We start from the raw sequence: 11,576 nt of genomic DNA, 5'->3' as shown, positions 1-11,576 counted from the left end.
TACACCAAACAACTTTTAGCGGACAACGAGTGAAAAGAGCCTTTTACAAAATCACAGGGTCAAAGATTCAAATTCACGCCGACGTCAATGGTGCGTTCAATATTGTTCGGAAACATGTTGAGGGTGCCTTTGAAGGGCTTGATAGAAAATACTTCCTTCAATCTCCTAAGAAGATCATCATCGTAAAAAGTAAGAAAAAAGCAAAACGGAAGAAGAAAGCAAAGCTGAAGGCTTCGGCCTGATGTATTAGCGGGACTGTGGTAGCCCACGTAAAGACAATGTGGCTTTTTAGCCTATTCTTTCGAAACCCCTAGCTTAGCTATGGGGATACTCATATCCGATACTTCCAGAGCCAATTCTGGGACGGTACGCCGATTTTCTCTAATTCAATAATGTGTTCCCAACAAATCAGGCACTCTCATTAGAAATGAAAGTGCCCGCCAGTATTTAAGATATTAATCAGCGTACTTCTATTAGTTGTCTATTAAAAAGGTTTTCATTATTCCTAAATAGGTAATATCCTTCTGCTGCCCAGCAAACAGAAAAAAGAAGAGATCCCTTTTAGGAGCAAAAATGACTTAGCCATTGAGTTGATTAACACAGATCCGGCAAAGAATCAGTAAAGTTTTCAATTGCAAATGCTGCTGTGCCTAATGCTGTTGAATATTTTAAGAGCTGTGAAAAGTGAAGTTGTGAATTTCCTTGGTTGAATGATAAAGTACAGGATTGAATCGTTTCACGAATGGGCCCCTCAATCCATCTTTGTGCCATCGCCAAACGATTTCCAATAATAACTTGGCCTGGATTAAAGCTATTAATAATATTGTTTATTCCATATCCAAGATAATATCCGATTTGCTCAAAAAGCTTGATTGTACCTTTATCATTGTTCTCGGCCAGCTGAATTAGTGATTCAAGTGTGGCATCCTCTTGATTTGTCATAAACAATAAAGCGTTTTCAGAGGCGTATACTTCCCAGCATCCTTTGCTTCCGCACCTGCATGGTTTTCCATTGACATTTATGATAGTGTGGCCAATTTCTCCCGAAAAGCCGCTCTGGCCTCGGTATAACTCGCCATTGATAATGATTCCGACACCGATGCCTATCCCGGCACTTATATATAGGAGATTTTGTGAATTCTGCCCGGCGCCAAATCTTTTTTCACCATACGCTCCGGCGTTTGCTTCGTTTTCAATACATACGGGAATGTCGAATTCGGCTTCGATTTCTTCTTTAATATTTATGTTTTTCCAGCCTAAATTTGGTGCCGAGATAATAGTTCCCTTATTATCAACAATACCCGGAACACCAATTGCAAGTCCGACGATTCTATATTTGCTTGGCGGAATGCTATCCATTAGTGAACGAATCATTTGTTTAACGTGACCTATCACAATAGAATAGGATGAGTCAGTGATCGGCTGACTTTTCTCTTTTAAAATTTCCCCTTTTAAATTGGTTAAGACAGATAAAATATAATTGACCCCTATATCAATACCAATGGAAAAACCTGCAACTCTGTTATAATGAAGAATAACAGGACGGCGTCCGCCACTGGATTCCCCTGCTCCTGATTCGTAGACAAGCTCTTCCTCTAACAGTTCATTTATTAATGAAGAAACGGTTGCTTTGTTTAATCCAGTCAGTTGGGCAATATCTGCCCTAGAAATTGGTTCTTGGGCAATTACCGTTTGTAACACAAGCGATTTGTTATTTTTTTTAACGACTTGTTGATTCCATGTAATCGGTTGCAACTTTTTCCCCCACTTTTTTTGAAATATGTATATAATTTTAGCATACCATAGTTTGTTTAATCCACAAACTAAGAGATGTTCATCTTAAAAAATTTTTTTTAATAAAAATGGGAGGCAGCAAAATGAGGGTTGTTCGAGATTATTTCGGAACTTTGGAGAACAAGCAGATTCATTCCTTTACTATCACAAATGATAACGGAGTGGAACTTTCTTGTATCAATTATGGCTGTATTATAACTAAAATAATCGTACCTGACCGAATGGGCAACTATGAAAATATTGTTTTGGGATATGATACGCTTGAGGAATACATAAAAGATACTTGTTTTCTGGGAGCGGTTGTCGGACGTGTTGCCGGACGAATCAAAGGCGGTTCTTTTTCGCTCGATGGGAAGACATACAGTTTATTCAAAAATGAAAATAAAAATCATCTCCATGGCGGAATGAAAGGCTTTAATCAAGTCGTTTGGAAAGCATCAGTTTTTGAAGGCCGGGAGGAAGCCGGAATTCAATTTTTTTACTTAAGTCCCGATGGGGAGGAAGGCTATCCCGGTAATGTAAAAATAAATGTAACTTATGCTCTCAATAATCAGAATGAACTAATAGTCAGATACGCAGGCGAATCGGATCAAAAAACCTTATTGAATGTAACAAACCATTCCTATTTTAATTTAAGCGGGAATTTAAAAAGAGATGTATTGGATCATACACTCAGGCTGAAGAGTAACAGTTTTCTTGAGATAAACAGTGAATTGCTGTCTACTGGTAAGATTTTAGAGGTAGATGATACGCCATTTGATTTTCGAAATGGGAGGAAGATTCGATCAGGTGCCACATCGCAGCATTCACAAAATATTCTTGCTGGCAATGGCTATGATCATCCATTTCTATTATATACACACAATGATCAAGAAATATTGTTGAAAGACCAGGAGAGTGGACGAACCTTAACTGTAGAGACAGAAGAACCGGGAGTTGTTGTCTATAGCGGGAATAACCTTCCATCAGCAGGACAGACCCGAGGTGTTTTATTAAGAAAACATCTTGGCATTTGTTTGGAGACTCAAGGATTGCCGGACGCTATTCATCATCCACATCTCCCATCTTGGGTTTTAGAAAAAGGGAAAGCATATGCGTCCTGTTCTAGATATAGGTTTGGAGTAGATGAAAAAAATAATTTTCAACCTTAGTTTATTGGATAGACAAACAAAGTAAGCGGTGTTATACTTAGCTTATTAAGTAATTGAATTAATATTCAGTTTTAAAGGAACGTAAGCGATAACTTAAGGGGGATATGAAAAATGGCTTATTTTAAAAACGTTAACAAAATTCAATATGAAGGTGCTAGTTCAAAAAATCCGTTAGCTTACAAATATTATAATTCTGAAGAAATCATCAATGGGAAAACAGCTGAGGAGTGGCTTCGTTTTTCTGTGGCCTATTGGCATACATTTACTGCTGATGGAACAGATCAATTTGGAGCAGGAACGGCCATTCGCCCTTGGAATCATTTAACAGGAATGGATGTAGCAAAAGCCCGCGTAGAGGCTGCATTTGAATTCTTTGAAAAGCTTGATGTTCCTTTCTTCTGCTTCCATGATGTAGATATTGCTCCAGAGGGAAGCACATTAAAGGAAACCAATCAAAATCTAGATGTCATTGTGGCAATGATGAAAGAATATATGAAAACAAGTAAAACAAAAATCTTGTGGAACACAGCCAACATGTTCACCAATCCACGCTATACACATGGTGCAGCAACTTCTTGTAACGCTGATGTTTTTGCTTACTCAGCAGCAAAAGTGAAAAAAGGGTTAGAGGTTGCTAGAGAACTTGGTGCACAAAACTATGTATTTTGGGGCGGTCGTGAAGGTTATGAAACACTTCTAAATACAGATATGAAATTAGAGCTGGATAATTTAGGACGGTTCTTCCATATGGCAGTGGATTATGCGAAGGAAATTGGCTTTGATGGTCAATTCTTAATTGAGCCAAAACCGAAAGAGCCAACAAAACATCAATATGATTTCGATGTGGCAACAGGACTTGCCTTCTTGCAAAAATATGATTTACAAGATGACTTTAAGTTTAATATTGAAGCAAACCATGCCACACTGGCTGGCCACACTTTTGAGCATGAATTAAGAACAGCCCGCATTAATGGCATGTTAGGTTCTGTTGATGCCAACCAGGGGGATGTATTACTTGGATGGGATACAGATGAATTCCCAACAGACCTTTATTCTACTACTCTGGCAATGTTTGAAATTTTGAAAAATGGCGGCCTTGGCAAAGGAGGATTGAATTTTGATGCAAAGGTAAGAAGAGGATCCTTTGAACCTGAAGACTTGTTTGAGGGCCATATTGCGGGCATGGACAGCTTTGCCATTGGTTTGAAAGTCGCCAATAAACTAATTGAAGATAATGTTCTGGACAGCTTCATTGATGAACGCTACAGCAGTTATACTCAAGGTATTGGAAAAGCCATTGTTGAAGGAAAAACGAACTTCCGGGAGTTAGAGGCCTATGCTCTTCAATTGACTGAAGTCAAAAATAAATCTGGTAAAACAGAGCGCTTACGTGCATTAATTAACCAATATTTACTGGAAACCCTCTCAACTGTTCGTGTTTAAATAAAAGAGAAATCAAGAATGTGCTGGGAGCCTTAACCCCAGCACGTTTTTATAGGAAGGACGATCGACCGATGAAATACGTAATGGGAATTGACCTTGGCACAAGTGCAGTCAAAATCTTGCTTGTTGATCAAAACGGCGAAGTTTGCCAGGAAGTATCTAAATCGTATCCTTTAATCATTGAAAAATCAGGCTACAGTGAACAGAATCCGGAAGAATGGGTAGTAAGAACAGCTGAAGGACTGGCGGAGCTAATCAAAGGCTTTCAGGGTAACGTAAAGGATATTGAGGGAATTAGTTTTTCCGGACAAATGCATGGCCTTGTTTTATTAGACCGGCAGCTTCAAGTATTACGTAATGCAATTTTATGGAATGATACAAGAACAACAAAGCAATGCCGGGAAATTTATGAAATTGTGGGCAGAGAGCGGTTATTGGAAATCACCAAGAATCCTGCGTTAGAAGGATTTACCTTGCCAAAAATTCTTTGGGTAAAAGAAAATGAACCTGAGATTTTTAAACAGGCAAGTGTATTTATGCTTCCAAAGGATTATTTGCGTTACCGAATGACAGGGCAGATCCAGATGGAGTATTCAGATGCGGCCGGAGCCTTGCTCCTTCATGTGGCGAAACGGGAATGGAGCAAAGAAATTTTAGACCTTTTGGGCCTTTCACCTGAACTATGTCCTCCGTTGGTTGAATCACATGCTAATGTGGGAACCATTTCTTCCGATTTTGCAAAGAAGACGGGCTTATCTGAAGCAACGAAGGTATTTGCAGGAGGTGCCGACAATGCTTGCGGCACGCTTGGAGCAGGGATCCTGGCAGAAGGTAAAACATTATGCAGTATAGGTACTTCCGGTGTTATTCTTTCCTATGAAAAGAGAAATGATCTTGATTTTGATGGAAAGGTTCATTATTTTAACCACAGTGAAGAAAATTCCTATTATACGATGGGTGTGACATTAGCAGCAGGATATAGCCTAAGCTGGTTTAAAGATACATTTGCCAAAGAGGAAGCGTTTGATCAATTTTTGCAAGGAATTGAGACGGTTGCGGCGGGGGCAAATGGCTTGCTGTTTACACCTTATTTAGTGGGAGAAAGAACACCGCATGCAGATTCAAATATCCGTGCAAGCTTTATTGGTATTGATGCATCACATGAAAAAAAGCATTTTGCCCGCTCCGTGCTTGAAGGTATTACTTTTTCCTTAAATGAAACTGTTGAAATCTTTAGAAACAATGGCAAGAAAATAGATTCGATTGTTTCCATTGGCGGCGGGGCCAAAAATGAAACATGGCTGCAAATGCAGGCAGATATCTTCGACGCAAAAATTGAAAAACTGACAAGTGAACAGGGCCCGGGAATGGGGGCGGCGATGTTGGCGGCTTATGGATGCGGCTGGTTTTCTTCTTTAAAGGAGTGCGCCGAACAATTCACCCATATCGATAAAACTTACCATCCGAATAAAGAAAATGTGGAAACATATAAAAAACTGTTTAAAATTTATCAGCAAGTCTATACCAACACGAAGGAACTTAATGTTCAATTAATGGAACTTAGAAAATAACGGCATTCGGTGGGAAGGGGATAAAAATTACGCTTTAGAAGAATTTTAACCAAACTTAGTTTATTGTGTAGACAAACCAACTATAGGGTGTTAGAATATATAGTATATTCAGATTACTACGAGGTTAAATGGAAGTGCATTGGGTAACTAGATTTTAGTACTGATTTAGTATTTGCGTCATTTGTATGGTGACAAGGTGGTGCAAGTAACAATGAGAACGATTAATGCCTCTGAAAAATTAGCGGATAATACTATTTTCCTACTTAGTTTGTTTATTAAATATACAAACTTTATATTTGATAAATGTGTTCCCCTAATAGGCGAAACTTTTTATTTGATTGTAATGAAAGCGCCCTCAATTTTTCTATTGCGCCAAAAAAGTCCACGCACAGAAGGAACTTGAAGAGTCTTCCAGAAGGCGTGAGGATGTATACCAACCTGGATGTCGATTACTAGCAGTATGAAAAAGGTAACGAAATCAAGGTTAAATTCAGTATTCTAAGGAATCTCCCGGGCTAATGGAGGATACCCCGTTAATCTGGTAGATATAAATTTTAAGAGGAGGATCATATATGCGTAAGCGCAAGAAAGCTCTGTCCATGGTACTCACTGCCGGCCTTGGTTTAAGCTTATTGATGAGTAGTTTGCCAGCTCAGGCATCGAATGGATCAGCAGGGTCAAAATCGGATTTACCGGTTCAGGCATTTAACGTTGTATCAAAACTACCTATTTATCAGGACAAATCTTACTCATTCCAAGAGAGGGCAGCGGATTTAGTATCCCGCATGACTTTGGAAGAGAAGGCTTCCCAGATGGTAAGCAGCCAAGCACCAGCTATTCCACGTCTTGGTATTAAAGCCTATGGGTGGTGGAATGAAGCACTTCATGGCGTATCCCGTCTTCAATACAATACTAGAGGTAACGCCACACAACTGTATAATACAACATCCTATCCTATCGATCTTTCACTGGGTTCTACATGGGATCCACAGCTAATGTATAAGGAAGCTAAAATGATTTCCGATGAGACCCGTGAAGTGGTACCAGACAACAGCCGTATGCTCAGTTTATGGTCACCAACCATCAATCTCGCTCGAGATCCTCGCTGGGGGAGAAATGATGAATCTTACGGAGAAGATCCATTCTTGACCACACAAATAGCTTCTCAGTTTGTTAATGGTATGGAAGGGAAGGACATGAATGGAAAGCTTCTGCCTGAGAGTAAGGGATATCTTAAAACGGTAACCACTTTGAAACATTACCTTGCGAATAACAGCGAAGTAAACCGATTAAACGGTTCATCAAATGTAGATGAACGTTCACTAAGAGAGTACTATAGTGCACCATTTAAAGAGATTGTACAAAAATCCGATGTTAGATCAGTAATGTCAGCTTATAATAGCATTAACGGTGTGCCAGCATCAGCTAATGTTCATACACTCGATTCGCTTCTTCGTCAAACTTGGGGATTCTCTGGTTTTATTACTTCTGACTGTGACTCCGTTATGGAAATTACAAAAGGGCATAAATGGACGCCAGAAGGATGGACACGGCCTATAAATGAAACAGAAAGAACAGCTTTTGCCATGACAGCTGGTGTAGATTTGAACTGTAATGCAGGCTACAGTGACCCATACAACTATGCAAACACTGTACCAAATGCTGTTTCAAATAATATTGTCACTCAGACTGGTACATTCACAGAAAATGATGTTGATACATCTTTAATCCGTCTCTTTACAGCTCGTATGGAGCTTGGGGAATTTGATGATCCAGATAGTGTTCCATGGATTAAAGAAGCACGTGAACGTGTTCCAGAAGGTACATGGACGAATAGTAATACTAATAATGCCATTACACAGACTGCAGAAAGATTAGACATGGCACGAAAGGTAGCTAATAACTCATTGGTTCTATTGAAAAATAGTGAGACAACAAAGAAAGACAGTAGCACTGGAAAGCTTCTTCCTCTTCAGGTTCCAGCTTCCGGTCATTTCAAAGTGGCTGTAGTTGGCCAATTTGCTAATCCTGACAATGCCAAAATGTACCTTGGCGGGTATTCAAGTGCACAGGGCAGTGCTGCCTACGATAAAATGGTAAATGCTTATAATGGTATCAAAAAGGCTATAGAAGCTATTAATCCAAATGCTGAAGTAACTTATTACAAGGGCTTTACAGATCAAGGGACTACAGCAAAAGACCTCAAAACAGTTGATTCAGCTGCTGTAGAGGCTGCCAAAAATGCTGACCTCGTTATTGTATATGCCGGAACTGACAATACGACTGCAGACGAAGCTGGAGACCGTCATGACCTCACTCTGCCTGGTGCACAGGCTTCATTAATTGAGCAAGTTGGTAAAATGAATCCAAATACTATTGCAGTGATGGAGACAATTGGTCAAGTAGAAGTTAAATCATTTGAACCTTATGTTTCTGCTATGGTTTGGAGTTCTTATAATGGTCAGCGCAAAGGTGAAGCGTTGGCGGACGTCCTTTTAGGCACCCATAATCCAAGTGGACATCTGCCATTCTTATGGTATCAAAGCAGTTCACAACTTCCAGCGATCACTGATTATACATTAAGACCTACAGGAGATAATCCTGGCAGAACATATATGTATTTTAAAGGTCCAATCAGCTATCCTTTTGGATATGGTTTAAGCTATACAACATTTAAGTATTCTAATCTTCAAATTAGCAATAAAAGCTTTGGTTCCAATGATACATTTAATGTAAGCGTTGATGTTACGAATACTGGAAAGACAAAAGGGGACGAGGTTGTTCAACTTTATGTTAACACTCCTGACGCAGCAGCTGAATTAGAACGTCCAATCAAGCGTCTGAAAGGCTTCCAGAAGGTTTCATTAAATCCTGGACAAACCAAGACGGTTACGATGGCTGTTAAAGTTGCTGATCTTGCTTTCTTTGATGAAAAAGAAGATAAGTATGTTTTAGACCAAAGCCGTTATGGTATTCAGATTAGTACATCTAGTGCTGATGCTGATATCAAGCAGCAAGGGTTCGTGAAGGTACATGGCAGCTTAAAGCCTGAGCTCAATGTTGTTTCCGTAAAGCCTATTCAGGAAGGTGACACAGATGCCGATATTCCTAGCCGTGTGATGTACGAAAAAGGAAAAAAAGTCATACCACAAGTTACTGTATCTATGAACGATGAAACTTTATATGGATATATTTACAAAAACCACAGCGAGAAATTTCCTAATGGAATGAAATTCGAATACAGCAGTAATCGCCCTAATGTAGTTTCGGTTGATAACAAAGGGGTAATAAGGACTATTAAAGACGGTGCAGCTACAATTACTGCTACTGTAAAATATCAAGGTGTTGAAAAGTCCACTAACTTTGTTATCTATGTAAAGGAATAGGGACATTTAGATGGAATGAATGTAGACGTTAAACCAATTGGTGAAATCAGCAATAACATAAGTATTAATTTCCATAACCATCAGCTATTGGTAGATTTTCTACCAATAGCTGATTTATTTAAATCTATATATAAATAGAAAATCAATGAAGTTGAGGTGGTTAAAAATGGCTAATCCCAAAAAAGGTTCTAACCATTTCTCTGCGAAGTTTATAGTTTGGACGATCAGTGTAGTTGCAGTTATTGTTTTTGGCTTTATTTTTTTCTTCCCCCATCAAAACCCAATTGTGACAAGTCCAAAAGAGAATAGCGGTAATACAAATCAGCCTTACATAGGAAAAAGTTTAACCAAGATTGATTATACAAATCAGCCTTACATAGGAAAAAGTTCAGCACCCGTTTCAATTATTGAGTTCGGAGATTATAAATGCCCATACTGTAAAATGTTTAATGAAAAGGTAATCCCGATGATTCAACAACAACTAGATTCGGGTGAAGCTAAATTTTACTTTATGAATTATTCCTTCATTCATACTGACTCGGTTCGAGCGGCAAAATTTGCGGAATCCGTTTATGCGGTTCTTGGAAATCAGACATTCTGGAAATTTCACGATCTCCTCTACAGTAAACAGCCAGAAGACAGCAATTTTGAAAAGACGGATGTATATAGTGAACAATATCTAACTGACACATTAAAACAAATTGCAAGTGATACAGAAGTCAATAAGGTTGTTCAATATTTTGAGGCGAATAAGGCGGATGCTGCTTGGCAAAAGGATATGGATCTAGTGAATCAATTGAATGTAAACGGTACTCCTACGATTTTTGTAAATGGCGAGCTGGTAAAGACGATGGATGATTTGAAAAATATGGTGAACAAGGCTGCACAGGAGAAGTAAGGTCAATTAAACTTTATCGCTTTCCTGGGCTGCCACCGTCTTTGCGACAAAATTAGAAGAAAACAAGAAAAGAAGACTATAAAAATTTTGAAAACTTAGTTTATTTGATAGACAAACTAATGATATGGTGTTATATTATTTTTGTAAGTAACAAAAGCATAATAGGGGGGCAAGAAAATGAAGAGGTGGAAAGGTATAATCGCCAGCCTTTTGGTAGTTCTGCTGGTTGGGATGCTTGCTGCATGCGGTGGACAGGATCTTGGCAGCAAGAATGTAAGCGGTAACAAATCAGATGGCAAAAAGAGTGGAAAAATCAAAATTGGTTTATCTGTTTCAGACTTAACTCTTGAAAGATGGCAGCATGACAGGGATATGTTTGTTGATAAAGCCAAAAGTCTTGGTGCAGATGTTTTAGTACAATCCGCAAATGGTGATGAGGCTAAACAACTATCACAAATTCAAAATATGCTTTCACAAGGCATAGATGCTCTTGTTATTATTGCTATCAACTCAGATTCCTTATCTCCAGTTGTAGATCAAGCTAAAAAAGAAGGTATTCCAGTATTAGCTTATGACCGCCTAATCAATAATGCAGATGTTGATGCCTATGTTTCCTTCGATAATGTCCGCGTAGGAGAAATGCAGGCAGAAGCAATCGTTAAACAAGTTCCAACAGGAAATTATTTCATGCTTGGAGGATCACCAACAGACAATAATGCAAAAATGTTTAGACAAGGTCAAATGAACGTTATTAAGCCTCTAGTTGATAAGGGTGATATTAAAATTGTTGGAGACCAATGGGCAAAGGATTGGGATGCCAACGAAGCTATGAAAATAATTGAAAACGGTCTAACAGCAAATAAGAATAAAATTGATGCAATTGTTGCATCTAACGACAGTACTGCTGGTGGTGCCATTCAGGCTCTTGCAGGTCAACATTTAGATGGAAAAGTTGCAATCTCCGGTCAAGATGCTGACCTTGCAGCTGTGCAACGTATTGTGGAAGGCAAGCAAACAATGACTGTCTACAAACCAATCAAGGAAATTGCCACAAAGAGTGCAGAGGTAGCAGTACAACTTGCCAAAGGCGAGAAAGTTAAGGGTGATTCTACCGTGAATAACGGAAAGATTGATGTTCCATTTATTAAACTTGATCCAATTATGGTAAGCAAAGACAATGTTATGGATACAATCGTTAAAGATAGTTTCCATCCTTATGATGAAGTTTACAAAAACGTTCCTGAAAACGAACGCCCTGCGAAATAGTAATTAAAGAGTGTTAAAGGAAGACAGGGTACCGATCCCCTTCTTCCTATTTTTAAAAATTAAAAGA

Annotated in this window: 8 protein-coding genes and 1 pseudogene; 8 read left to right on the top strand and 1 reads right to left on the bottom strand. The window is 38.9% G+C overall.

The features are described from left to right. Window positions 1-242: pseudogene (locus BANVL01_RS24740) on the top strand (hypothetical protein); the annotation flags it as partial. Window positions 243-594: 352 nt separating this feature from the next. Here the strand turns inward: BANVL01_RS24740 and BANVL01_RS24735 are convergent. Further along, a complete protein-coding gene (locus BANVL01_RS24735; protein WP_156482412.1) occupies window positions 595-1,755 on the bottom strand; it encodes an ROK family protein in 1,161 nt (386 codons plus the stop codon). Window positions 1,756-1,877: 122 nt separating this feature from the next. On the opposite strand from BANVL01_RS24735, the gene BANVL01_RS24730 reads away from it, so the two are divergent. From BANVL01_RS24730 to xylF, 7 genes are all read left to right on the top strand, one after another. Continuing rightward, on the top strand, window positions 1,878-2,945 hold the full coding sequence (locus tag BANVL01_RS24730; RefSeq protein ID WP_066093477.1) for an aldose epimerase family protein: 1,068 nt from the start codon (window positions 1,878-1,880) through the stop codon (window positions 2,943-2,945). Window positions 2,946-3,056: 111 nt separating this feature from the next. After that, on the top strand, window positions 3,057-4,388 hold the full coding sequence (gene xylA, locus BANVL01_RS24725; RefSeq protein WP_066093474.1) for a xylose isomerase: 1,332 nt from the start codon (window positions 3,057-3,059) through the stop codon (window positions 4,386-4,388). 71 nt (window positions 4,389-4,459) lie between these two features. Beyond that, the gene (xylB, locus tag BANVL01_RS24720; protein ID WP_066093471.1) at window positions 4,460-5,959 is read left to right on the top strand and encodes a xylulokinase; all 1,500 of its coding nucleotides are present in this window, start codon (window positions 4,460-4,462) and stop codon (window positions 5,957-5,959) included. A gap of 211 nt (window positions 5,960-6,170) precedes the next feature. After that, entirely contained in the window at window positions 6,171-6,362 is a 192-nt protein-coding gene (locus tag BANVL01_RS24715; protein ID WP_066093468.1) for a hypothetical protein, read from the top strand. A 169-nt stretch (window positions 6,363-6,531) separates the two neighbouring features. Further along, on the top strand, window positions 6,532-9,345 hold the full coding sequence (locus tag BANVL01_RS24710) for a glycoside hydrolase family 3 C-terminal domain-containing protein (protein WP_066148141.1): 2,814 nt from the start codon (window positions 6,532-6,534) through the stop codon (window positions 9,343-9,345). A gap of 166 nt (window positions 9,346-9,511) precedes the next feature. After that, a complete protein-coding gene (locus BANVL01_RS24705; protein WP_066148138.1) occupies window positions 9,512-10,243 on the top strand; it encodes a DsbA family protein in 732 nt (243 codons plus the stop codon). Between the two features lie 177 nt (window positions 10,244-10,420). Beyond that, window positions 10,421-11,509: a D-xylose ABC transporter substrate-binding protein gene (gene xylF, locus BANVL01_RS24700; RefSeq protein ID WP_066093462.1), complete on the top strand. Its 1,089-nt coding sequence runs from the start codon at window positions 10,421-10,423 to the stop codon at window positions 11,507-11,509. The last annotated feature ends 67 nt before the right edge of the window (window positions 11,510-11,576 follow it).

Source organism: Neobacillus novalis NBRC 102450 (genome assembly GCF_001591805.1).
GTDB classification, from domain to species: Bacteria; Bacillota; Bacilli; order Bacillales; family Cytobacillaceae; genus Neobacillus; species Neobacillus novalis.
Note: the sequence above shows the minus strand (reverse complement) of the source record. Positions and strands in the feature narration are given on the sequence as shown.

What these genes read in the sequence shown, in the direction of transcription:
- BANVL01_RS24705 (WP_066148138.1), top strand. Translation starts at nt 9,512, where the DNA reads ATGGCTAATCCCAAAAAAGGTTCTAACCATTTCTCTGCGAAGTTTATA.
- BANVL01_RS24730 (WP_066093477.1), top strand. Translation starts at nt 1,878, where the DNA reads ATGAGGGTTGTTCGAGATTATTTCGGAACTTTGGAGAACAAGCAGATT.
- BANVL01_RS24710 (WP_066148141.1), top strand. Translation starts at nt 6,532, where the DNA reads ATGCGTAAGCGCAAGAAAGCTCTGTCCATGGTACTCACTGCCGGCCTT.
- xylA (WP_066093474.1), top strand. Translation starts at nt 3,057, where the DNA reads ATGGCTTATTTTAAAAACGTTAACAAAATTCAATATGAAGGTGCTAGT.
- xylF (WP_066093462.1), top strand. Translation starts at nt 10,421, where the DNA reads ATGAAGAGGTGGAAAGGTATAATCGCCAGCCTTTTGGTAGTTCTGCTG.
- BANVL01_RS24715 (WP_066093468.1), top strand. Translation starts at nt 6,171, where the DNA reads ATGAGAACGATTAATGCCTCTGAAAAATTAGCGGATAATACTATTTTC.
- xylB (WP_066093471.1), top strand. Translation starts at nt 4,460, where the DNA reads ATGAAATACGTAATGGGAATTGACCTTGGCACAAGTGCAGTCAAAATC.